We start from the raw sequence: 25,271 nt of genomic DNA, 5'->3' as shown, positions 1-25,271 counted from the left end.
TTTTGCTACGATTAAACCAACTTACGAGAAGTAAATTTTTCAATGGTTGCCTGAGTTTGATAGAGTAAATTATCCCGACTGTCTTTGACTTGATTTATAGATGGTAAAAGATTGCGAGATTGAAGACTCATGTGTAGTTGTAAGTGTGCAACATAATCACGAACATCTTCTTTCACTGACTGAGGTAAAGTATCCGAGTTGAGAGTCATGGTATTTGTGCTTAAATATTCCTTGTTTTAACAGCTAAACTTTATCATTTTTTTCGATGCTCGTCAATGGTTAATTCTCTTTAAATCCTTTTATTGTCAATGTTTTAATAATTCTTAATATAAAAACTTGAGTTAATCTGATTTTTTTTTCAAGTCAATCAATGATATTTTATTAGTTATGTTAATCTTGAATTTAAAATCATTTTTATTCTTAATTCTTAAATTATATTTATTAGATACCTATATCCATGAATAGCTCTGAATCTTCTTCTAAACCTATTTTAACTGATGTTGATTGGTATGCGGTTGCTTGTAAAATCAGGAAACAAAATCAACAATTGAAAGAACAAATTTTAAAACTAGAAACTTCCATAGAAGAACAAAAAAAACAAATTAAAGTTCAAGTAATTAAAAATCAAGATTATCTTAACTTAATAACTGATCAAAGTCAAAAAATAACAGAATTAAGCAAAGAAGTTGATGATAATCAAGAAAGAATTAAACAACAATCTAAACAATATAATCAACAAAAATTATCTATAGAAAGTCTTACCCAAGAATTGAAAAAAACTCAACAATTAGCGGCTAGTTTAGAAAGAGAATGTTCTTTACTTCAAGATGATTTTAATAGTATTAAACACTCTTTAAAACAAAAAGAAAAAGAAAATAAAGAATTACAAATTAGGCTTCAAAGACAGCAAAGATCAAACATACAATATAAAACAGCATTAGATAATAAATATTTAACTAATCCTCCTGATGTTAATAGTTTGGGAATCAAATCATGGTCTGAAATTGAGTCTAATAATTCATCACAAAATGGTAATAATACTATACAACAACAGATAAATAATGATCCAGATATTCCTGAAATAATTTACGATAATCATCCTCAAGAAGAGAAAAAATCAACAAATTATCTTGTATCTGAATCTAATATATTATCAGAAAATAATCTTAATGTTCTCTCCAGTAAAAAAGAAAATAATAATTCATCTAAAAAATTAGAAAATTCTCAAGATAATATTATCAAAAAAACGAGAAAAGAATCCTTTTTAAAATTACCTAAATGGGGAAAGTAAATCTTTAACAATTAAAAATTTGATTAAGTATTACTAGGATTTAATTCTAAACAATATCCCGCACCATATACTGTTTTAATATAACGAGGACGACGAGGATCTGGTTCTAATTTCGTGCGTAAATGACGAACATGAACTCTAATGGTTTCAATATCATCGTTAGGATCATATCCCCAGACTTCTTTTAAAATATCACTAGGGGGGACTGTTTGTCCATGACGTTGTAATAAGCAGTGTAATAATTCAAATTCAAGGTGTGTTAATTTAATAGTTTTATCAAACCAAATCGCTTCAAACCTTTCTGGCACAAGGGTTAAAAATTGGTGATTAAGAATCTCAGTATGTTTGGTTGACTGCGTACTTCTTTCTCCTCTCCTGAGTAATGCTTTAACTCTGGCTAACATTTCTTCTACTTCAAAAGGTTTTGTTAAGTAATCATCAGCCCCAGCATTAAAACCGTCAACTTTATCTTTTGTTTGCGCTAAAGCTGTTAACATTAATACTGGTATGTTAGCGGTTCTTTCATCTCTTCTGAGTCTTTGACACACAGTAAAACCGTCAACTTTAGGTAACATTAAGTCTAACATAATTAAATCTGGTTGGATTTGTAATGCTAAAGCTTGTCCTTTTATACCATCTTCTGCTTGAGAAATATCATATCCTGCCATTTCTAAGTTAATAGAAACTAATTCAGAAATAGCTGAATCATCATCAATTACTAATATTCGAGACATTGTTAATTTTGCCTATTATTTGTTAATAAAAATTGTGAAAAAAAACTATAAAAATTTATCTTATGGTAAAATTATAAGCAAAATTATTCAAAATAAATTAATTTTTTGTCTAATGATCACTGATTTTATTAAATCTATATAAATATTGAGATAATTTTAACTTAAACAGAAATAATACCAGACCACTGTACATTTTTTTCATGACTACGACGATAGGAAAAGAAATATTCTGGTGTTTGATAAGTACAATAAGGTGAAATAGCTATTTGATGGGGTAAAATACCTTCTTGTTGAATTTGTGAATTAATTATTTGAGTGACGTTTAGTCTAACTTTATTTTCCGTGGAATCTTTCAATATTGGTTGATTTGGCAATAAATAACCTTGGGTTAAAATTTCGTTATTATCTAAATTATGAGAGTTAGAAATGATAGTTTTTAACACTTTTACGGCGACTTCTTCTTCTACTTGATACACTTTACCACTAATAGCTGGACCTAAAGCGAATAATAAATTTTCCACTTGACAACCTTCCGATTTTAAAATTTTAATAGCTTTCGGTACAACTTCAGAAGCAGTGCCACGCCATCCTGAGTGAATTGCTGCGACTTTTCCGCTTTTACTATCAGCGATAAGAACAGGTGTACAGTCTGCACTAGCTACCCATACAGATTGTAGAGATTTTTGAGTAATAATACCATCACCTTCCATTAATTGATCATTATCATTCTTAGAAAAATGATTGTCAATCATATCAGTAGAAATAATAATATCACTATGAATTTGTTTTAGTCGATAACTCAACGCCGACGGGTGAAGATATTTAATCAGAATTTCTGGAGGTTTTCCTTGAAAATGACTAGAAAAAAAACCATGTTGCCAACCTTCTAATAGTTTACAAGTTAAATAGCTACCCTGATCATTTTTTTCCCATTGCCACGGTGAAGAATTAGCTGTGTTAATCATAATTTTAATTCTTTTAAAAAACTTTTTTATAAATATAACAAGACTATGAGAGTTGTAAAAAAATAATAAATTAACTTATCAGAAAATTGAAGGATAGAAGGCAACAATTCTGACAAATAATTTAAAATTTCTATATATTTTAAGCGACTTTTATCTATCAAGTTATTACTTTAAAGTTTGGGATTATGAATTTAAGATTTGTTGTTTCTCATGTTTAAGATTAAACAAAATAAATTATAACATTAACAAGAGTTATAAAATTTCTTCTTCTCTAAAATAGATTAAATTTTCTTTAACAAAACAACGTTATCTCTACTATCAATAATGTCGTAAGTTTTTTCTAATGTCACATTATTAATTAAGCTATTAATTGCTTCTAGCCAACCTTTTTCTTTATCAAAAATTATTCCATAACGTTGTAATTCCCATAAATCAGCGATAATGAAATCTACTTTTTCCGCTTCTTTATTATCATTACGAAATTCAATTATTGGTAAACGAATTATTGCCCGACGACTAGAAAGATGTGCAATGATATTATTGGTTGCACTCACACTCGCATCATCAGGAATTTGTGCTAAAAGTTGATAAATATTAGCTGAATGTTGCCATTGACGAGGTAAAGAAACATAAACTAAAGGTTGAAAAGAATCTGGTAAAATAAAATAAAACACTCTACTTAATTCTGTGGCACTAGAGATAAAAGTAAGAAGTAAAGAAATCACAATACAAGACACCCAAAAACGTTTAAATTTTAGCGTTAATTTTCTAGGATTAAGTTTAGTAATATTTTGTTGAAAATTATTAAAACTTTGTCCTCCCCACCATAAAATTGCACCATAAAATAATCCGGGAGTTACCATCATAGCATAACGAATATTAAGAGATAAAACTGATTTTCCTTGCCCTAATAATGGAGTTAATAAAGGAAAAATTGAGATTATCCACGCACTAGGAGAAACCGCAGGAATCAAGGCTAAAGATAACCATTGCCCGAATAAATATTCTATAGTTTTGCCTATAGGTGAAATTAATTCCCATATAACTAACCAAGGTTGAGTTATCATTCCCCAAATTACTGCTAAAGTTGACGGATTTTCTCCTTTGATATATTGTCCAAATTTATCTACCATAAGTCTTTTACCAACATCTTGGGTAAATTGAGGCATAATTATGTTAGTTATAAACAGCATATAAACTAAAGAAATTAGACAAATTAATACACCTTGACGAGGATAACGTTTACTAGCAATTAAATAAACTCCAATACCAAATAAATTTAATCCTGCTTCTTGTCTAACACTTAAAATTAACACAGAAAAAAGACTAAATAACCACCAATTTTTTTTTTCAAGACTTAATAATAAACTAAAAACTAATATAGGTAACTGTGATATATTATCAAAATTAGAAAGAGTTGGTACTAAAATTGCGATGGCACTATAAAAGCTAATCACTATTAATATAGAAATAAAATGTTCAACATATTCTCTCGCTAAAAAATATAAAATAATTCCTGCACCAGTAATTAAAATACTTTGAATAATAACCAAAGTAGCAGGAGAAGGAAATAAAAAATAAATAGGTAATAATAGAAGTAAATTAGGGGTAAAATGATGTCCTAAATAACTATCAAAAACTCGTGGTATTTCTTCTCCACTTGTGACATGAGTTGAAATAGCAGATGCTAAAGAACTATGATAGAAATTTCCGTGTAAATTATTCCAAAAAACTTGATTAAAAATACCGTGATCATAAGAAGCGAAAAAACTATAATAACGATTAAGTCCTAATAATAAAGTTATCAATAAATATAATCCACTAACAACAATTATTGAAGATATTTCAGTTTTTTTGATTTGATTTTGCATTAAATGTGTAAATTTTTCGTTTATGATATATTAAGGCTTAATTATACGTTGGTAAATTCCTTCAAAATTTTAAGATATGACAAACCAGCCAGACAGAATTATTATATTTGATACCACATTGCGTGACGGTGAGCAATCTCCGGGCGCCAGTTTAAATGTAGATGAAAAACTAAATATTGCTCGTGCTTTAGCTAAATTAGGGGTTGATATTATTGAAGCAGGTTTTCCCCATGCCAGTCAAGGAGATTTTTATGCGGTGCAACGTATCGCTGAAACTGTAGGCACAGAACATGGCCCGACAATCTGCGGTTTAGCCCGTGCAACCCTAAAAGACATCAAAAGTGCTGGAGAAGCCCTAAAACCAGCTTTTAAAAGCCGAATCCATACATTTTTGGCAACCTCTGATATACATTTAAAATATAAACTAAAAAAAACTCGTGCTGATGTTTTAGCTATTGTGCCTGAAATGGTTGCTTATGCTAAAACTTTCACTGATGATGTAGAATTTTCCCCCGAAGATGCTGGACGTAGTGATCCTGAATTTCTTTATCAAGTTTTAGAATTGGCGATCGCAGCAGGAGCAACAACCGTTAATATACCAGATACAGTGGGTTATACTACTCCTAGCGAATACGGTGCAATCATTAAAGGAATCAAGGATAACGTACCTAATATTGACAAAGCTATTATATCTGTTCACGGTCATAATGACTTAGGTTTGGCAGTGGCTAACTTCCTTGAAGCTGTGAAAAATGGAGCAAGACAGTTAGAATGTACTATTAATGGTATCGGTGAAAGAGCAGGAAATGCAGCCTTAGAAGAATTAGTCATGGCACTTCATGTACGTCGTCAATATTTTAACCCATTCTTGGGTAGAGATGTTAATTCCACTGAACCTTTAACTAATATAGATACTAAACAGATTTATAAAACTTCTCGTTTAGTGTCAAGTTTGACGGGCATGATAGTACAACCCAATAAAGCCATTGTTGGTGCGAATGCTTTTGCCCATGAATCGGGAATCCATCAAGACGGTGTCTTGAAAAACCGCCTCACCTATGAGATTATGGACGCAGAATCTATTGGTTTAACCACCAATCAAATCGTATTAGGTAAACTTTCAGGACGTAACGCATTTCGTACCCGTCTGGTAGAGTTAGGATTTGAATTATCAGAAGATGACTTAAATAAAGCCTTTTTGCGTTTTAAAGAAGTAGCTGATAAAAAACGGGAAATTACTGACTGGGATTTAGAAGCTATCGTCAATGATGAAATTCAACAACCTCCTGAACTTTTTCGCCTTGAATTAGTACAAGTTTCTTGTGGTGATCATTCTTCTCCTACTGCTACCATTACCATTCGTAACCCTCAAGGGGAAGAATTAAGCGATGCTTCTATTGGTACAGGTCCTGTAGATGCGATATACAAAGCGATTAACCGTGTAGTAAATATTCCTAACGAGTTGATTGAGTATTCCGTAAAATCCGTCACCGCAGGAATTGACGCTATGGGTGAGGTAACAATTCGCTTGAAACACGAAAATAAAACCTACTCAGGTTATGCCGCTAATACTGACGTAATTGTAGCGTCTGCTCGTGCTTATATCAGTGCTTTAAATCGTCTTTATGCTGCCATTGAAGCTAAAAAAGAAACTGATTTAATTACAGTTAATAATTAATAAAATTATTTGATATTTAGGGTGGGCAATGCTCACCTTTTTAGTTTATTTTTCATGTTCATTTTCAATATTTTTACTTTTCAAAGTATAGTAAGTATTAGTATTAATATTGATGTTTAAATCTTCTAAATTATTACCTAATTCTTCTTGAATTGCCTTCGTTAAAGTTATGGGAAAATCTATATTAATATTCTTCTCATTAACTAATTTTACTAACTGTTGTAAATCAGTTTTAATAGTTTTTTTTGTGATAGAATTAACTTTAAAATATTCGTTTTCTTTGATATGATTATCAATCATAATTTCTTTTATTTGCTCTTTTAAATAATTTATTTCTGAGTCTAATAATAACCATTTTTCTTCAATTATTTTATATCTTTTATTTAAAAATTCTAAATCAATATTCTTTTTATTTTCCTTAATTTTATCTTCTAATGCTGATAATTTATGATAAATTTGAGCTAAATAAACACAGTCCATTTTTGCATATTCTAACTGAATTTTCCTTAAGGGGCGAATACCCCAATTGCTACCTTGTTCTTCTTTACTTAAGCCTTTAAAATCTGTCAAATATTCTGTTAAACTCTTTAAAGTATAACTTTTTACTGGTAATAAATAATAAGGAATTTTTTTTGCTAATTCTAAAGTGCAACAAATATTTTTAGCGGTGGTTTTACCTAATAATCTCAAGTCATATTTAGCATTATGAAACACTTTTTTGATTGACTCATTTATCATAATATTTTTAATAAAAAAGTCTATTAAATCCTGCTTATCTAACACATCTAACATATAAGTACGTTCTCCATCAAGATTATGAGGATAAGCTAACACTTGAATTAAAGATAAACGAGGTTTTTTTGTGGCATAATCAGCCACTTCCGTATCTAGCCAAAGAATATCAGTTTCTGTTAAGTCGAGAATAGCATTTTTAATGTCATCGAAATCTGTTAAATAAATCATAATTTAATTAAAAATTTTAGTTATTTTTATAGTAATTCATCTTGCTAATATTAAAAGTTGTTGAATTTTTTATAGAAAAAACTAAGGTAAATTGAACAGATTAATAACTTATAAATTTCCTATTTTTTATTACCAGAGACGACGTTTTCCATCAGGAAAAATGGTATTCCAATTAGTTTCGACTTCTTCTAATTGTTCTTCTGAAATATTTGCTTTACTTAAATTAGCACCACAAAAATTAGCACCTTTAACATTAGCACCTTCTAAATTTGCCCTTCCTAAATCAGCTTCCCTAAAGTCTGTATTCTGTAAATCTGCTTTGACAAAATGAACTTTACGAAGATTTGCCTTTCCAAACTTAGCTTTACTGACATTCGCATTATAAAAATTAGCATTAGTTAAATTCGTTTCTTCAAAATTCGCCTCCGTTAATAAACAATGACGAAAATTAATATCAGGAATATTTCCTTGACTAAAATTAAATTGATGAAAATTTTGCTTACTAAAATCTGTTCTACCTTGAGCATAAGCAGTTATGATAGTTTCAGGTGTAACTTGAACTAAATACTTACTTTTCCCCTGACGAGATTTTCTCGCTCGAATTGCCATAGCTAAACGAGAAGTAGCAGAAACATGAGTATTTTCAATACTATTCTCTGGCACAGGTAAAATAGTTGGAGAAGATTTAACACCATTAGATAAACTTTTTTCTAATTCTTGCTCATAAGGCACCATTTCTAAATCATTAATCACCTCTTCAGCGGATTTATAACGATTACGAACATCTACCTCTAGCATCTTACGCAAAACTTTAGCAAAACCGTCACTAACCTTAACTTCTTTTTCCCATAAAAGTTCTCCTGTTAACTCATTACAAGGTATATCTTTCGGTGATTTCGCCGTCATTAAATATAAACAAGTTGAAGCTAGAGCATAAATATCACTACCATACACAGGACGCATGGCTAATTGTTCAGGAGGTGCAAAACCCATTGTACCTACAGCAAACTGAGTAAAGGCTGTTTGACCATAGTTTTTCGCTAATTGTGTATTAACTTGATCTTTCACCGCTCCAAAATCGATTAAAACTAATTTCTCATCCTGTTCTCGACGAATAATATTAGCAGGTTTTATATCACGATGAATCATCTTAATAGAATGAATATATTTTAGTACTTCCAATATTTCTTTTAAAAATGTCTTCGCTTGAACTTCATCGAAAATACCATTTTGCTTAACTTCTTGTTGTAAATTTTTTCCCTTAACTAAACTTTGAACTAAATAAAAATGTAAATTATCTTCAAAATAGTCTAATAATCTAGGAATTTGAGGATGATCAATTTTTCCTAAAGTTTTTGCCTCTCTCTGAAATAAATCTAATGCCATCTGAAAAGTTTCGGGATCTTTTGTATTCGGACGTAGCTGTTTAACAACACAAAAAGGATTACCCGGCAAAGATAAATCAACACCCAAAAAAGTTGTCCCAAATCCACCTTTGCCAATTTTTTTTATAATGCGATAACGATTATGCAAGATCAAACTTGAGCCACAACATTGACACACCTTTTCATTTGGGTTGTTTTGTGGTTCAGAACAATCAGGATTTAGGCAATAACTTAAAATCATTCAGCCCTTTCAATATTGCGTTATTGAATTAGTATAGCGATTTTTATAATCACATTCAATTCTCATTAAATCACAAAAAAGGGCTAACCAACCTAAATTGATTAACCCTAAAAATTGGGAACATACTTTTAGAAAATAAATCTTCCTATTTAAGAACTAACTTCACGTTAGCGTTTTGTAATCCCCGTTGTTTTACGTCACTTAAGGTTTTATTAACCGCATATTTTTGGTTAATGGAGTTAATTAACTCAGTTTGATTGTGTTTTTTAGCAACACCCCAGAGATCAGCGATTAAGTCAAAGCTGCCATCGGCATTACGAGACCAACCGAGATCGTATTCTCCTTCCAAAGTAGCTACAATATCAGCACGAAGACGTTGACCATTATAACCACGAACATCCGCATCAGTTTTGACATTGATACCAAGATCTCGTAACGAACTGGTTAAAATTTCAGCATCACTGATTTTGGTGCGTAAAGTACTAAAATGAGACATTGGAATTTCCTCCTAAGAGATTAAAGACAACTTTTTATTTTAAGATTGCACATAAAGTGCTTTAGATTAAACTGTTAGCAATGAAGCTAACCTTTCTTTCGATAATGAGAGAAAGACTGTTAAAATGACCCTCGTTGATATTCCACAACGGAGGTTGAAGCAGGTCTGGCTCTTTTATTAGCCCAATCCCGTAGCGCGGTGACCTGTTCTGTCATAGTTCGAGACAGAGGTAATGTAGATTTGACAGCGGCAATAATATCTAACTGTGTAAACTCTCGCTCTCCTGCAAAAGCCTCGTACATAGCAGCTACAATTGCTTGTTCAATCTCTGCCCCAGAAAAACCTTCTGATACCTTGGCTAATTGTTCCAAGTCAAAACGACCAATATCGGAACGACGTTTCCCAAGATGAATTTTAAAAATAGCTTCCCGTTCTTGATGACTAGGTAAATCCACGAAAAAGATTTCATCAAAACGCCCCTTGCGTAAAAACTCACTGGGTAATTTTTCAATACGGTTAGCCGTTGCCATGACAAACACAGGAGATTTTTTCTCTTGCATCCATGTCAAAAATGAACCAAAAATACGACTAGATGTTCCCCCATCGGAATCACCAGATCCAGCCCCTCCTGCGAAAGCCTTATCTAATTCATCGATAAATAATATCGCAGGAGAAATAGATTCCGCCGTTTTTAAAGCACTACGCAGATTAGCCTCTGATTTACCTACCGTTGAGCCGTCATAAACTCTACCCATATCTAACCTTAGTAAGGGTAAACCCCATAATTTAGAAGTGGTTTTGGCAATTAAAGATTTTCCACAACCGGGTACTCCCAAAATAAGCATTCCTTTAGGTTGAGGTAAACCATAAGCTCTAGCTTTTTCCGTGAATGCTTCTGAACGTTGAGTTAACCAGTGTTTTAGTTCTTCTAAACCCCCCACTGCATTAATGGTTTCATCTTCTTCAATATAGTCAAGGATACCGTTACGCCGAATTAGTTGTTTTTTCTCAGAAAGCACGATTTCAACTTCATTTTCTGTTAACTGTCCTGCTTTAATCTGAGCTTTACGATATACTTTTTCCGCCTCGTCTATGGTTAAACCAAGGGCGGCTCTGCGTAATTTTTCTTTGACTTCTGGATGAAGTTGTTTTTCCCTACTATGTTTTAAAGCTCTTTCCAAAACTTGGTCTAATTCATGAGCTTGAGGTAAAGGAAAATCTAACACCACTAAATCTTTTTCTAGCTCTAAAGGTGTTTGCTGATAAGGTGACATTAACACAATTATTTTATCTGTCCCCTTAAAACTAGCAATGGCATCTCTTAGCCATCTTGTTACTGGAGGAGATTCTAAATAAGGGTGTAAGTCCTTGAAGATGTAAATCCCCGCTTCTTTTTGCCTAATAACCCACTCAATAGCTGCTTCAGGAGAAACAGTGTTATGCTGTACAGGAGAACCCTGTTGACCACATTCAACGATACCACGAGTTACTGTCCATACAAATACCCGACGAGATCCCTGAGTTGGTAGTTCATTCACTATTGTTGCAATGGCTTCCTCTGCTCGTTCTTCTTCCGAAGTTACTAAGTAAATCAGGGGATATTGAGCTTTGATGAGAATGTTTAACTCTTCTTTCATGGGAGCAACCTCTGTTTTGATTCGGCAGTTACTTTAATCGCTGACATTTGTGTCATTAGTTAGCAGGGGATTAATTCTTCTTGTCCTTCTGTGTCTGTACCGATTTCTGTGGTTTCTCCGATTAACGGAAACTCTTCGTCAACAACATTTGGTTGATTTTTGAGAGAAATCATGTCTCCGTCACGCATTACCATAGCGGCATTACATTCGGGGCAAACGTGAACTTGATGAGTTTTTCCGTAACTCGCTTCTAATTCCTCTACTGTTTCGGGGTGTTTTAAGTAGAAACTAATTGCTCTCTCTACTAATGCTGACATAGAATCAGTGTCAATAGCTGCTTTTACTTTTAACTGTCGATGCAGTGTTGGTGGAATATAAAGCGTAACTTTTTGCTTGTCTTGCATATTCGCTTTTATTTGATATGCCTAGGTGCGATATAAATTAATTTAACTTTTTTTTTTCAAACTGTCAAGCTGTTATCCCGTTTTAATGGCAATATTGTTACAAAACTTAATAATTACTTTTTAAAAATACTTCAGTAAACGATAAAAAACCTTGTCAAATAAAGATTTAAGAGTAATGGTTAAGGAAAATTTGTTCACTAAAAATAATTAAATTAAGCCTAGATAATTCCTGAAAATCAATTTGACTAATGTTTAAATCAATTATTACTATTATCTTCTCTTTTCCTAGCATCAGAGAAAATTTTATCGTTCACTGAGGCGGTTTGTGGGCATTGCCCACCCTACATTTAAGAGTAATTTTTATAACAGTAAGAATCTTTCAAGAATTATTCATGCTCTATATATCTAATAGTCTCGTTTTTCAATACAGTTTCTGATCTCATTAAGATCCATATATCTGTCTGTTGCGTTTCGTAATTCTCTAGCAATCATGCCATCGGTAGAAACAACAGTAATATGAGTGTTTTTTGACCTTAATAATTCTATGGCTCTTTCAAAGTCTCCATCACCGCTAAATAAAACCACTCTATCGTATTGGTCAACGGTATTAAACATATCTACTACTATTTCAATATCTAAGTTGGCTTTTTGAGAGAATCGCCCTGAACTATCATCGTAATATTCTTTAAGGATTTTCGTGCGTACGGTATAACCTAGACTAATTAAAGCATCTCGAAAACCTCTTTGATCTTGAGAGTCTTTTAATCCTGTGTACCAAAAAGCATTAATTAACATAAATCCTGATTCTTCTGAAAAATAGTCAATTACTTTTCTAGGATCGAAAAACCAGCCATTTTTTTGTTGTGCATAAAACATATTATTTCCATCAACAAATATGGAAATTCTATCTCTTAATCGATGGGAATTTATTTGATGATTATTATGGTAACTATGATGATTATTGTGATTAATTTCGGTGGTTGATGTGATTATTGTTGTGGAATTAACTTGAAATTCTGGGTTATATTCAGGACGTGGAATAAGTTGTGGTTTCTGATTTAATGGATTATTCTCATTATTCTCTCCATGAAAATTTGTTTCTGTATTAATTTCTGATTTAAGTTCTAAATACTTTTTCCCTAGGCTAAAATTGCCATTATTTAGTTCAAAATTTTCCATATAAATAAGGTTTAATTTAATAATTTAAAAATAAAAATAAAATGAAATATTTTAATATATATAACTATGATTATATTCTATACTAATTCAATAAAATTAGTCTAATTTTCTAATATAAAAGTTGTTTTTAACTATAATTATTTTAATCATTTCGTAGTAAAATATACTGTTAAATTTATACTTATAGATATTATTTTAATCTAGCTATAGCATTCTTACTATGTGAGATTTTTTTTACAGATGTTAGCTATTAGTTATTCGCTTTCAGTCTTTAATTGTTAGATTACAGATATAGTAAAATTGACAGATTTATTTTTTAATCTTTAATTATTTGCAAATGATTTAAACATTGCTATATTTTCTTACATAAAAGTTTTATCAGCAAAAATCGCATTAGTACAATAATTTAATATAAGAATTGAAAATTATCTGAAATTTTTATTAATAACTCAAATCGAACAAATAATTAATTAGTAAGAACACCAATCACTCCAACCTCCAGAATATAATTTACACTGACAAAGATTAATCGTTTTTAATGCCAAAATATCTACACAAGCAGTTACTCCTGACCCACAATAGACTATTATTTCTGGATAATTTTGATATGGTTGCCAAATAGCTTTTAATTCCTCTACTGATTTAAGTTTTCCTTCCTCTGTAGTCATTTCTTGCCAAAAAATGTTTTGAGCGGATGGAATACTCCCAGCTACAGGATCTATGGGTTCGACTTCTCCTCGATAGCGATCGCCACTTCTAGCGTCAATAATAACGGTAGAGTCTGAATTTAGAGCTTGTTTAACGTAATCGATATTTACAAGCCAATCTTGTTGTGCTTGAGGAGAAAAATAACCTTGAGAAAGAGTAGGAGTAATATTTGTAACGGGATAATTAAGTTGTTGCCATTGTTGCCAACCGCCATCAAGGACAAAAACTTGATTATGACCTAGATAACGTAAAAGCCACCATAAACGGGCTGAAAAGGCAAAACGAGAGGAATCATAAATAACAACGGTGGTTTGGTTTTGGATAATACCAATTTGTGCTAATTTATCGGCAAAAACTTGATTGTCGGGTAAAGGATGACGACCTCCATGGGGTTGAATAGGACTAGAAAAATCTTGATTTAAGTGAAAATAATAAGCATTTTCAATATGGCTATGATTATATTGTTGATAACCCCAATCACTTTCTGATAAAAGAAAACGACAGTCAATAATTTTAACTTGAGGATTATCGAGATTATCTTTGAGCCATTGTGCCGAGACGGTAGTCTTAGTGTGACCCATTGTTTGTAATAAAAATTAAATAAAAACTAAATATAAAATAAATAAAAATATATTTACATAGTAATGAATTTTAACAGTCAAGAACCCTTTATAGGGAAACTAATCTTGTATTATTATATATCATAAGCAATATTTCTATTGCGTATTACCATCCGTGAGGGATAAAATTATCGGTGAAAGGGAAGTTAGGAGTAAAACGAAGATTATATAAATAAAAAAGAAATTAAAATTAATACAGACTTCAATTATATTTAGAGTACGATACAAAAAAAGAATCATAAAAGATTTTATCAAGTGTCTAGTGGGCTTTTGACTTGAAAAGATATATATATTAATTTAAAAATATAAAACAGATACATTTGTGTTGTTTTTTCTGTTTTCGTTTATTTAGATTTATTTATAATTCACTCTTTTATTTGTTTCGGTTTAATTTCCTGTTATTATTACACAATAACTTACGATAAGTAAAGAAATATTAAGCAATTTTGTTCACTAATACCCTTTTATCTCAATTAACAACTTCCATTGTACCCCTGAGAGATAATTTTCTTAATTTACTCTCTAGTTGGTGGTGGGAAAAACAAAAGCGTCAAAATATACTCGTTTTTTTCGCTTCGGCTTTTTTAGTTTCTATTCCTGTATTTTTTCAAGCACCTTTGGTAAGGATTTTTCCTTGGCTTAGTCTTCTTTTAACCCTTTTTTGGTTTGGGCTTAGTTTTTACGCTCAACGTCAACCTCACAGCTATCTTTGGGGTGATATTCTCTGGGGTTTTAGTTGGAGTTGGCTTTGTGGTTCAATTTATTGGGGGTGGTTACGGTATAATCCAGCTATTCATATCCCCATTGAAGCCATTGGTTTACCTTTTGCTTTGTGGTGTTTATCAAAAGGTTGGAGTAAGATTGGTAACTATTTTTATCTCGGTTCATTGCTGGGTACTGCTATTACTGACTTATACTTTTATATAGTAGGATTAATCCCCTATTGGCAAGAAATCATGGTTACTAACCCGACTTTAGTTAAACCTATCTTACAAGGGGCTATCGCTCAAGTGCAAACTGTTTGGGGAATTAGTTGGGCTGTACTATTAGCTAATGTTCTACTAGGAATTAGTTTATACGCTTTAGTTAAAAAAGAAACTCACTATATTGCTTTTGCGGGGGCGGTTTTAGCAACTATTTTTACTGATGCTTTATTCTTGATTGTTGCTTATGTGAGCAGTATTTCTGTTTGAGGTATCAATAAAGTTTAGACTCTTTTTGAGGAAAGAAAATTTTTTCTGTATTTTTACGGTTACTTAATAGATAATTTTTGTTGTGATGTCAAATTAAATACAATTTTTCACAAAATATTACGAAAATTTTTACTTTGAAGTTTTTGTTAACAAATAATACTGAATAATTACGTAAACTTCTTAACATAAATTTACAATAAAATCAGTAATTTTAACGAGATAATATTTTAAAAAGATAGTTAGAGTAATACTATCACAAGAATAAGTCAATAATGAGTAAAGCAATGAAATTTTGTATTAAGTGTAAAGGTACAGGAAAGATTTTAGAAAAGAGACTCTCTGATTATATCAACTCTTTTGATTACTATCTTGCTCCATGTCCTAATTGTCAACCAGATAGTGAAGGAAAATCCCAATACAATTCTGTTAAAGATAGATATTTTAGCTAAATGATAATTAACACAATATCCTCCATCACAGTAATTTGAGTAAGATGGAGTATCAAATTATTACTATAAGTATTAAAGCATTTAGGGATATATTTTGAAACTAATAACAATAACTAATAATTTTTGCCACCTCTTGTATGAGTGTCTTTGAGAAAGTAAACATAGGATTAATTTTGCCTACTTAACTATAATCGATTAATGTCCTTATTTGAACCAATGACAACCATCGACAACCCTTTTGTTAATACATAGTTTGGAGGGGGATTAATTATAAATTTATCATCATTACCCACCGCTAAAACATTTAAACCATAATGACTACGCAACTTCACCTCAGCTAAAGTTTTATTGTCAAATTCAGGAGGAATAGATACTTCTACTATGCTATTATCAGGATCTAATTCAAAACGATCAAGGATTCCCGGTTTAGTAAGAGTATAAGCTAATTCGCACCCTGCTTCATGTTCAGGATAAACAACTAAATCAGCACCTACTTTTTTTAATAATTTACCGTGGGTTTCCGATGATGCTTTAGCAACAATATATTTGACTCCCCCTTCTTTAACATTTAGGGTAGTAACAATGCTTTCTTCTAAATAGTTACCGATAGCGATGATAACGGTATCTAATTCTAAAATTCCTGCTTCTTTTAAGGCACTAAGTTCGGTACAATCAAGACGAATAGCACTCGTAGCTATTTTATCGGTTAAGGCTTGGGCAACTAATTTCTCATCAACATCTGCACCTAAGACATCATAACCCATGTTATGCAAAGTTTGAGATACGGCTCTGCCAAATCTACCTAAACCGATGACGGCAAATTGACGACTTTCTTTCCTGAGATTATTTAAAAATTTGATGGAAGAAAGATCTAAACTAAATATATTCTTAAATCTTTGATTGCTATTACTATTACTGATATTAGACGTTGATTTATTGTTGATGCCCATAAAATTTTAACCTACTAACAGATTTTCTTCAGGATACTCGATACGACTAGGTTTAGGATCTCCTACAATAGCTGCCATAAATAATAATACTCCTACTCGTCCTAAATACATGGTAAAAACTAATGCTAATTTTGCCAATGTTGATAAACTAGCGGTGATACCTGTAGATAAGCCAACGGTAGCAAAGGCAGAAACTACTTCAAATAAAATATCAAGGAAAGAGAAATCTGGATGAATTAACGAAATTGTTAGAGTAATTGTTACTACTGTTATCATTGAACCAAAAACTACCGCCATTGCTTTTAAAATTAAAGATACTGGTACTTCTCTTTTATGTAAAATTACCGCCTCTTTACCTCGTAATACGGCTCTAGTGCTATTCATCAAGATGCTTAAAGTCGTAGTTTTTATACCTCCACCAGTACCACTTGGACTTGCACCAATAAACATTAAACCAATAGAAATAAATAAACCAGCAGTAGTCATTTTACTAATATCAATGGAATTGAAACCAGCAGTTCGTGTAGTTACAGATTGAAACCAAGATGCGATAATTCTATCGGATAAAGATAAGGAAGCAAAAGTCTCATTATTATGAAATTCCGTTAGGAAAAATGCTGTTGTACCGAATAATAATAAAACAATAGTGGTGGTAATAACAACTTTAAAGTTAAGAGAAAAATCTTGTATGTGTTTTTTATTATTTTTAATTTTCTCTATCACCCAAAAAGAAAATTCAATGATGACTTGATAACCAATACCCCCCAAAATAATTAAAAAGGTAATGACTAAATTGACAACCACAGAAGTTTTATAACCAATAAGACTATCTACAAATAGACTAAATCCTGCGTTATTCCATGCGCTAATAGTATGAAAAATGGCTAACCATAATCCTTGTTTCATACCATAATCATTAGTAAATACGGGAAATAAGAACATTATTGCTATCAATTCCAAGATAAATGTCGTAGCAAAGACTGAGATGACTAAATTGCGACTTCCTTGAAGAAATGGACGATCAAATGATTCGTTTATAGCGATTTTTTGTCTAAAATCAAACTTTTTGCCAATCAATAGTATTAAAAAGGTGGTGGTAATCATATAACCTAAGCCACCTATTTGAATAAGACAAGTAATAAATAATTCCCCCCAAAAAGAAAAATAAGTACCTGTATCAACTACGATTAAGCCTGTTACACATACGGCGGATGTTGAAGTGAATAAGGCAGTAATAAAACCTCCCCATTCTCCTGTTTCTGTAGAAAAAGGCATCATTAATAATAATGTACCTAATAAAATTACAGCAATAAAACCTAGACAAATTGTTCTCGCAATAGTCATATTAATAATTAACAGTTAATAATTGACAATGAAAAAAGGCAAAGGGTAAAAATAAATTAAGCATTTTTTCCTCTTCTCCCCTTTTCCTCTTCTCCCCTTCTCCTCTTCTCCTCTTCTAATTATTTAAGGCTTGAATAACTGAATCATGAATTAAGCCGTTACTAACTACCACTCCTCGATTATCATTCATTTTACTGGCAGTAGCAAAATCAAGGGGTTTTCCATACATATCAGTAACTTTTCCTCCAGCTTCTTCCACGACAATGGCCCCAGCAGCGTGATCCCAAATGTTCTCTCTATAATTCGGATATTTAGGGGAAGGTAATCTCAAATATAAAGCGGCTTCTCCTGCTGCGACAATACCATATTTAGCTTGGGAATCTACTCTCACCGAATCAGTGGTTATACCTACTTTTTTGGCGATCGCATTTTGTTGAATTTGATCACCGTGATTGGCTTCAACGCTTTCTACAAAACGAAAACGACTAATATCATCATTACTAACTACCTGTAATTTGGTTATGTCACCTCCAGATAGAGACATTTTATAACTACCTTCTCCTTTAACAGCGACAAAAATAAATCCTGTATCACCACTATCTAAGGTTAACGCAGGACAACCTAAAATACCTAATTTTACCTCTCCATCTTCAATTAAAGCTAAAGCAACCGCATATTGATCTTGACGTAAAAACCCTTTTGTGCCATCAATAGGATCTAAAGTCCAAAAACGATGACTAACAGTACCATTACCATAATCTATCCAATCTAAAACCTGATCAACTTTAGCAGAAGGGATAATTTCTTGTACATAAGTAGTTATTTTTTTGATGGTATCTTGAGAAGTTTCTTGTCGTAACTCCTTGGAATCTTCCTCCCCAACGATGGGAATATCGGGGAAAACTTCTTTTAATACTTTACAAATTATAGCTTGAGAACCAAAATCAGCAACAGTAACAGGGCTTTTATCTTGTTTTTCCAAAGCTGGAGGAATGTCTTTGCGCACTTGTTGACATAATTTAGCAGCCTTTATTACCGCAGAAATAGCCGTTTCTTTTTCTAATTGATAAGCCATAGATTTTTATAATTGATGAATAATACTTCATTATCAATGATTAACCAATTTTTGACTATAGCCATAGAGAAATATTTATTTTTTTGCTAAATTATGATTATGGACTTAAAAACATCTTCAAATATTTCTGTTTAATAAAAATCTTAGAATCTTATCTATAAATTAATCAAATAAGAGCAAACCTTTTATAGTATAATTGTTATAGTTATTCGTCAAATATTGGTATAGTAGAATCATTTATTAAGTGAAATAATTTTTTTGATTCATTATCTTGATAAGATTTTGATAATTAATTATTGGTTTAATTAATGTCTTTATATTAACTCACGTAAAAATTTATTTATTAAGTCATCATTAAATATGAATTATATTTTACTATTTTCAGTTATTATAGTTTTTCTTATATTAATAAACTTTATTTTTATTCTTCAGATTAATAAACTTAGAAAAATTAACTGTAATTTAATTACCGAAAAAAATACTTATAAACATTATCTATCAAATTATCAAGAGAAAGAGTATCAAACTATAAATGAAAATAAGTATGATGTAGCTTTATTAAAAGCTCAAAATGTCATGATTAATTCTCTTGATATACAAAATATTTATCAAGAAATAACGAAAATAGTTAGTGAAACATTAAATATTCAGTTTAGCTATTTATTAGAATGTATTCCCGATGAAAAAAAATGATTTTAAGGGGTGGAAAAGGATGGAAAGAGAATAAAATTAATAATTATGAAATTGAAGAATTAAGCGATGAATTAATAGAATATTTAAAAACAGATGATGATTTATTAATTGACAATCAAAAATTGTTAAATCTGAAGATAAATTCACTAATAATAAACACAGGAAAGTCTTTTCAATCTGAAATTAATTTTAAAATAATTAATCCTCTGAATAATCAAATAAAAGCTATCTTAGGATTTATATTAGAAGAAAATAATAATTTTAATACTCAAGAAATACAGTTTATAGAATCGATATTAAAACTAATAGAAGAAAGTATCAAAAAAACATCCCAACTAGAGAAATTAAGTATTTTAGAAAGAAGTATCGATAGCAGTACAAATGGCTTAATTATTACGGATGCAAGAAAAGGTAATATTATTATTTATGTAAATACTAGATTTGAAAAAATTACAGGATATTCTAGTAAAGAAGTATTAGGGAAAAATTGTCGGTTTTTACAAGGAGAAATGACAGATAAAAAAGAAATTGATAAGTTAAGACAAGCTATTGCACAAAAATATGAAACTAGAGTTATTTTATCTAATTATCGTAAAAATGGTGAGTTATTTTGGAATGAAATTCACATTTCTCCTATTTATAATAACAAAGGAGAAGTTACCCATTTTTTAGGCATACAAAATGACATTACAGAAAAGCATATTGCACAAGAAAATTTATTAAAGAAAACTCAAGAATTAGAATCTTTTAATAATCAATTAAGTTGGATAAATGAACTTAATAATATTAATTATGATAATATTTATAATCCTCTTAACTATTATTTAGAAAAAATTAGTCCTATTCTAAATCTTAATTTAGCTATAATTACGGAGGTTTTTCCCGATGATTATAATGTCATTGCGTCCTATAATAACTTACCAGATTTTAATATATCATGGGAGGATAACTATTTAATCAACTCATTAAATAAAGAAATATTTATTGAAGGTAAAACAACTTATCATAACAAATTTAATAATAATACTCAATTAAATCAATTATTAAATCAACCATTATTTTTAGATTCTAATATTAATTGTTATATAGGTAGCCCTATTTTTATTAATGAAAATATTTATGGAGTTATTCACTTTTTTAGTATTCAAGAATTAGAATTTAATTCCACTTATCAAGATACAGTAATTCAATTTATTAATCAAGCTATAGCAAGAATTATTTTAAAAGAAGAAACAGACTTAGAAAAACAACAAATTAATATTGCCTTACAAGAAAGTCAAGAAAGACTAAATAATATGCTTTTTTCTTTAGAAGATGTTATTTGGTCAATTCATCCCCATACATTACAATTAATTTACATAAATCCTGCTGCAGAGGTATTATTTAATTGTCCATTATCTAATTTTTTCCAAAAAAGAGCATATTGGTTAGAATTAGTACATCCACAACAAAAGCAACAAATTAAAGAAATTTATTCTAACTTATTGAATATTTCATTATTAGGAGATAACCAGAAATCTCACGATATAGATTATCGAATATTATTAGCCAATGGAGAAGAAAAATATATCAGAGATAGAGCGCATATTGTTTATAATGAAGAAGGAAAAATAGTTAGAATTGATGGAATCATTACTGATATTACCAAGAAAACGAAAATTCAAAAAGCCTTAGAAAAGAGTGAAGAAGAGTTTCGTCTAATTTTTGAACTTGCACCTATTGGTATGATGATTACTAATTTAGAAGGAAATATTATCCAAGTAAATCATTCTTTATTTGAACTTTTAGAATATCCTTTATCAGATATAATTAACCAAAGGGAAACCTCTATTTTTCATCCTGATGATCGAGAAAAATGTGAACTATTTAAACAAAAAATTATTACAGAATATTTAGATCAAGACAGTCAAAAAATACGGTTTTTAGCTAAAAATGGTTCAGTAGTTCATACCATTGTCAACGTTACAGCTTTAAGAAATAATCGAGGAGAAATAATCCAATTTATTCAACAAATTATCGATATTTCTGAGTTAAAATTCATGGAAGAACAAATTTTTTATGATGCTTTTCATGATAAATTAACAGGTTTACCAAATCGTTTTCTTTTAATAGATAGATTAAAACAATTTTTAAATAGAAGTAGTCATTATAATCAAAATTTCTGTGCAATCTTTTTAATTGATGCTGATAATTTTAAAACAATTAATGATAGTTTAGGGCATAAAATCGGTGATGAATTATTAATCTTAGTAACCGATAAAATAGTAAATTGTGTAAGTATAAATGATACTGTTGCCAGAATTAGCGGAGATGAATTTATTGTCTTTTTACCCGATATAATCTCAGAAGAAGAAACCTATAAAATTGCCACCAATATTCTTAACTCTTGTAAATTTAATACCATTCTTCATGGGCATTCTGTATCTTGTTCTGTTAGCATTGGAATTACTTTTAGCTCATTTGGTTATGTAAAATCCGAAGAAATGATTAGAGACGCTGATTTAGCCATGTATCAAGCTAAAGAAAATGGTAGAAATTGTTACCGTGTATTTAACCCTACCATGCACAGAGATTTAGTCAAAAGATTAAGTTTAGAATCTGACTTGAGAAAAGCCTTAGAAAATGAAGAATTAGAATTATATTATCAACCGATAATAGACTTAAAAACAGGAATTATAGCAGGATTTGAAGCATTAATACGTTGGATTAGTCCTATTCATGGCTTTATTTCACCAGTAGAATTTATCCCCATTGCTGAAGAAACAGGATTAATTATTTCTTTAGGAAAGTGGATTTTAGACACCGCCGCAAAACAAATTAAAGAATGGGAAAATAAATATCCTCAATTAAAGTTATTTACTGCGGTTAATGTATCGAGTAAACAATTACTTAATCTCAATTTTTTAGCAGAATTAGACGATATTTTAGCCACCACAAAAGTTAATCCTTATCTATTAAAAATCGAAATTACCGAAACAATTTTAATGAATAATTATGATCATGCCAAGGAAATTTTAGATCAAATTCAAGAACGTAATTTAAAAATTTCTTTAGACGATTTCGGTACGGGATACTCTTCTTTAAGTTATCTTCATCATCTGCCTTTTAACACCCTTAAAATTGATCGTGCTTTTATTCAACCATTAATTCGTGTTGATCAAAAACATCCTATTGTAGAGGCTATCGTTACCTTAGCGCATAATCTTTCCCTCGATGTTGTAGCAGAAGGCGTAGAAACAACAGTACAAGAGCAAATTTTAACCAATATTAACTGTAATTATGGACAAGGATATTTATATTCAAAACCCGTCAACGCTAAAAGTGCCACGGAATTTATTGAAAAAGAGTTAGAAAAATATAATTGTCAATCTACCGTTTCATAATCTCCCGTAATAGTCTCATCTTTATCATAATCAAAATCAAAATCGTTAGGGTCTTCCGAAATTTGACTTAAACCGCTTAAAATCTCATCTTCAATACTCTTAAACTCATCATCACTATCTAAACTTTCATAAAGAGTACCTTGTTCTTCTTCATCAAAACTATTAACAATAGTAGGTTCTTGAGTTGATTGATAGGCTTGAGCGCCAATATTAACTATCATATTACGAAAATCACTCATTAATTGTTCTACTTGTGTAACAGGAATTAACGGCGATTCGATCGCTTCGTCAACTTTACGCTTATTTACCTCTATTTTATTTTTCAAATCAGAATTAATCAGATGAGGATTTTTTTCTAAAGTCAACTCATAACTATACATCAAACTATCTAATTGTTTTTTGATTTCTACCAGTTGAACTCTACGACGATCTTCATTAACAAATCTTTCCGCTTCCTGCTTCATGGTATCAATTTCCGAAGAACTTAAAGCACCAGTGTTACTAATAAGAATACTTTGTTCTTGACCAGTACCTTTATCCTTAGCAGATACTTTTAAAATACCATCCACATCAATATCAAAAGAAACCTCAATTTGAGGAATACCTCTAGGCGCGGGTGGAATACCCGTTAACAAAAACTTCCCTAAACTTTTATTATCTTTTACCATTGACCTTTCGCCCTGCAACACATGAACTTCCACAGAATTTTGTCCATCAATAGCCGTAGAAAATACTTGAGTGCGACTGGTGGGAATAGTTGTATTCCTATCAATTACTTTTGTAAAAACTTCTCCTAAAGTCTCTAATCCTAAAGATAAAGGAGTTACATCTAAAAGCAGTAAATTACGCACTTCTCCCCCTAAAACTCCACCCTGTACAGCCGCCCCTAAAGCCACCGCTTCATCGGGATTAATAGAGCGATCAATAGGGATACTTTTACCGAAATATTCTTCGATTTTTTCCGAAATAGCGGGAGTCCGAGTTGATCCACCTACTAAAACAATACGATTAATTTGTTCACGACGTAACTCAGAATCTTTTAAAGCCTGTTCCATAGGAGGAACAATCTCAGCTACTAAGTCCTGAATTAATTCCTCTAATTGTGGTCGAGATAACTCTAATTCCAGATGTTTCGGACCACTCTCATCCGCCGTAATAAAAGGTAAATTGATGGAAGTTTCTGACAAATTTGATAATTCTATTTTTGCCTTTTCCGCTGCTTCTCGCAGACGTTGAACTGCCATTTTATCTGAACGTAAATCAATGCCTTCCTGTTGTTTAAATTTATTGATCAACCAATCAACAATCACCGCATCAAAATCATCTCCTCCTAGTTGATTATTCCCAGAAGTTGAGACGACTTCAAAAATACCATTCCCTAGTTGTAACAAAGAAACATCAAAAGTTCCACCACCTAAATCGAAAACTAATACATATTGATCTTCTTCTTGTTTATCTAATCCATAAGCTAAAGCCGCCGCCGTTGGTTCATTGATAATCCGCATTACCTCTAAACCAGCGATCACTCCTGCATCTTTCGTTGCTTGTCTTTGAGCATCAGTAAAATAAGCCGGAACGGTGATCACTGCCTGAGTAACGGTTTCACCGAGAAAAGTCTCCGCATCATTTTTTAACTTCTGTAAAATCATCGAAGAAATTTCTTGGGGGGTATAACTTTTACCCTGAATATCCACCGATACCGTAGAGTCTTTTCCTTGAATACAGTTATAAGTAACTCTAGTTCTATCTTGTTGAGTTTCTTCCCACCTACGTCCGATAAAACGTTTAATACTGTAAATAGTATTTTCTGCATTTGTCACCGCTTGTCTTTTAGCTAATTGACCAACTAACCGTTGATTACCCTTGCCAAAACCAACAATACTCGGAGTTGTCCTTGATCCTTCTTGATTAGTGATGACAATGGGTTTACCGCCTTCTAAAACGGCAACGCAACTATTGGTTGTGCCTAAATCTATTCCGATTACTTTTCCCATAGCTAAAAGTGATGACGA

General features: G+C 31.1%; 20 protein-coding genes. 5 read left to right on the top strand and 15 right to left on the bottom strand.

The genetic code is table 11. The annotated features are described in order from the left end of the window. Positions 1–11: 11 nt before the first annotated feature. Positions 12–209 (bottom strand): hypothetical protein, encoded by a 198-nt coding sequence (locus ACEW8E_RS12805; protein ID WP_373480737.1) that lies wholly within the window; start codon positions 207–209, stop codon positions 12–14. A gap of 248 nt (positions 210–457) precedes the next feature. Between ACEW8E_RS12805 and ACEW8E_RS12800 the strand changes: the two genes are divergently transcribed. Next, positions 458–1,291: a hypothetical protein gene (locus ACEW8E_RS12800; protein ID WP_373480736.1), complete on the top strand. Its 834-nt coding sequence runs from the start codon at positions 458–460 to the stop codon at positions 1,289–1,291. Positions 1,292–1,314: 23 nt separating this feature from the next. Here ACEW8E_RS12800 and ACEW8E_RS12795 read toward each other — a convergent pair whose 3' ends face one another. From ACEW8E_RS12795 to ACEW8E_RS12785, 3 genes are all read right to left on the bottom strand, one after another. Continuing rightward, positions 1,315–2,025, bottom strand: a complete 711-nt coding sequence (locus tag ACEW8E_RS12795) for a response regulator transcription factor (RefSeq protein WP_373480735.1) — start codon at positions 2,023–2,025, stop codon at positions 1,315–1,317. A gap of 161 nt (positions 2,026–2,186) precedes the next feature. Then, entirely contained in the window at positions 2,187–2,990 is an 804-nt protein-coding gene (pgeF, locus tag ACEW8E_RS12790) for a peptidoglycan editing factor PgeF (RefSeq protein ID WP_373480734.1), read from the bottom strand. A gap of 281 nt (positions 2,991–3,271) precedes the next feature. Beyond that, a complete protein-coding gene (locus ACEW8E_RS12785) occupies positions 3,272–4,861 on the bottom strand; it encodes a DUF2079 domain-containing protein (RefSeq protein WP_373480733.1) in 1,590 nt (529 codons plus the stop codon). Between the two features lie 76 nt (positions 4,862–4,937). On the opposite strand from ACEW8E_RS12785, the gene ACEW8E_RS12780 reads away from it, so the two are divergent. Beyond that, complete coding sequence (locus ACEW8E_RS12780) at positions 4,938–6,539, top strand: 2-isopropylmalate synthase (RefSeq protein ID WP_373480732.1); 1,602 nt, start codon at positions 4,938–4,940, stop codon at positions 6,537–6,539. Positions 6,540–6,584: 45 nt separating this feature from the next. On the opposite strand, the gene ACEW8E_RS12775 is transcribed toward ACEW8E_RS12780, so the two are convergent. From ACEW8E_RS12775 to ACEW8E_RS12745, 7 genes are all read right to left on the bottom strand, one after another. Then, entirely contained in the window at positions 6,585–7,502 is a 918-nt protein-coding gene (locus tag ACEW8E_RS12775; RefSeq protein ID WP_373480731.1) for a 3'-5' exonuclease, read from the bottom strand. 129 nt (positions 7,503–7,631) lie between these two features. Next, entirely contained in the window at positions 7,632–9,128 is a 1,497-nt protein-coding gene (locus tag ACEW8E_RS12770) for a pentapeptide repeat-containing protein (protein WP_373480730.1), read from the bottom strand. 145 nt (positions 9,129–9,273) lie between these two features. Continuing rightward, a complete protein-coding gene (locus ACEW8E_RS12765; protein WP_373480729.1) occupies positions 9,274–9,624 on the bottom strand; it encodes a DUF1257 domain-containing protein in 351 nt (116 codons plus the stop codon). A 119-nt stretch (positions 9,625–9,743) separates the two neighbouring features. Continuing rightward, complete coding sequence (locus ACEW8E_RS12760) at positions 9,744–11,261, bottom strand: AAA family ATPase (protein WP_373480728.1); 1,518 nt, start codon at positions 11,259–11,261, stop codon at positions 9,744–9,746. A gap of 59 nt (positions 11,262–11,320) precedes the next feature. Continuing rightward, the gene (locus ACEW8E_RS12755) at positions 11,321–11,665 is read right to left on the bottom strand and encodes a hypothetical protein (protein ID WP_373480727.1); all 345 of its coding nucleotides are present in this window, start codon (positions 11,663–11,665) and stop codon (positions 11,321–11,323) included. Between the two features lie 405 nt (positions 11,666–12,070). Next, positions 12,071–12,595 (bottom strand): NYN domain-containing protein, encoded by a 525-nt coding sequence (locus ACEW8E_RS12750; RefSeq protein WP_373480784.1) that lies wholly within the window; start codon positions 12,593–12,595, stop codon positions 12,071–12,073. A 719-nt stretch (positions 12,596–13,314) separates the two neighbouring features. Next, positions 13,315–14,133 carry a sulfurtransferase gene (locus tag ACEW8E_RS12745; protein WP_373480726.1) on the bottom strand — a complete coding sequence of 273 codons (819 nt, stop codon included), beginning with the start codon at positions 14,131–14,133 and terminating at the stop codon, positions 13,315–13,317. Positions 14,134–14,618: 485 nt separating this feature from the next. Here ACEW8E_RS12745 and ACEW8E_RS12740 point away from each other — a divergent pair, with 485 nt between their 5' ends. Further along, positions 14,619–15,365: a DUF3120 domain-containing protein gene (locus ACEW8E_RS12740; RefSeq protein ID WP_373480725.1), complete on the top strand. Its 747-nt coding sequence runs from the start codon at positions 14,619–14,621 to the stop codon at positions 15,363–15,365. 634 nt (positions 15,366–15,999) lie between these two features. Here ACEW8E_RS12740 and ACEW8E_RS12735 read toward each other — a convergent pair. The 3 genes from ACEW8E_RS12735 to ACEW8E_RS12725 all read right to left on the bottom strand — a co-directional run bounded on the left by ACEW8E_RS12735 (position 16,000) and on the right by ACEW8E_RS12725 (position 19,183). Further along, positions 16,000–16,764, bottom strand: a complete 765-nt coding sequence (locus ACEW8E_RS12735) for a TrkA family potassium uptake protein (RefSeq protein ID WP_373480724.1) — start codon at positions 16,762–16,764, stop codon at positions 16,000–16,002. A 6-nt stretch (positions 16,765–16,770) separates the two neighbouring features. Then, entirely contained in the window at positions 16,771–18,108 is a 1,338-nt protein-coding gene (locus tag ACEW8E_RS12730) for a TrkH family potassium uptake protein (RefSeq protein ID WP_373480723.1), read from the bottom strand. A 115-nt stretch (positions 18,109–18,223) separates the two neighbouring features. Then, positions 18,224–19,183 (bottom strand): 3'(2'),5'-bisphosphate nucleotidase, encoded by a 960-nt coding sequence (locus ACEW8E_RS12725; RefSeq protein WP_373480722.1) that lies wholly within the window; start codon positions 19,181–19,183, stop codon positions 18,224–18,226. Positions 19,184–19,543: 360 nt separating this feature from the next. Here ACEW8E_RS12725 and ACEW8E_RS12720 point away from each other — a divergent pair, with 360 nt between their 5' ends. Both ACEW8E_RS12720 and ACEW8E_RS12715 read left to right on the top strand, forming a co-directional pair. Then, positions 19,544–19,876, top strand: a complete 333-nt coding sequence (locus tag ACEW8E_RS12720) for a hypothetical protein (RefSeq protein ID WP_373480721.1) — start codon at positions 19,544–19,546, stop codon at positions 19,874–19,876. Next, positions 19,873–23,259, top strand: a complete 3,387-nt coding sequence (locus tag ACEW8E_RS12715; RefSeq protein ID WP_373480720.1) for an EAL domain-containing protein — start codon at positions 19,873–19,875, stop codon at positions 23,257–23,259. The genes ACEW8E_RS12720 and ACEW8E_RS12715 overlap by 4 nt, the downstream gene beginning before the upstream one ends. On the opposite strand, the gene dnaK is transcribed toward ACEW8E_RS12715, so the two are convergent. Continuing rightward, on the bottom strand, positions 23,241–25,253 hold the full coding sequence (dnaK, locus tag ACEW8E_RS12710) for a molecular chaperone DnaK (protein WP_373480719.1): 2,013 nt from the start codon (positions 25,251–25,253) through the stop codon (positions 23,241–23,243). The genes ACEW8E_RS12715 and dnaK overlap by 19 nt on opposite strands. Positions 25,254–25,271 lie beyond the last annotated feature (18 nt).

The sequence above is a fragment of the Geminocystis sp. genome, assembly GCF_041753295.1.
Taxonomy (GTDB): Bacteria; Cyanobacteriota; Cyanobacteriia; order Cyanobacteriales; family Cyanobacteriaceae; genus Geminocystis.
Note: the sequence above shows the minus strand (reverse complement) of the source record. Positions and strands in the feature narration are given on the sequence as shown.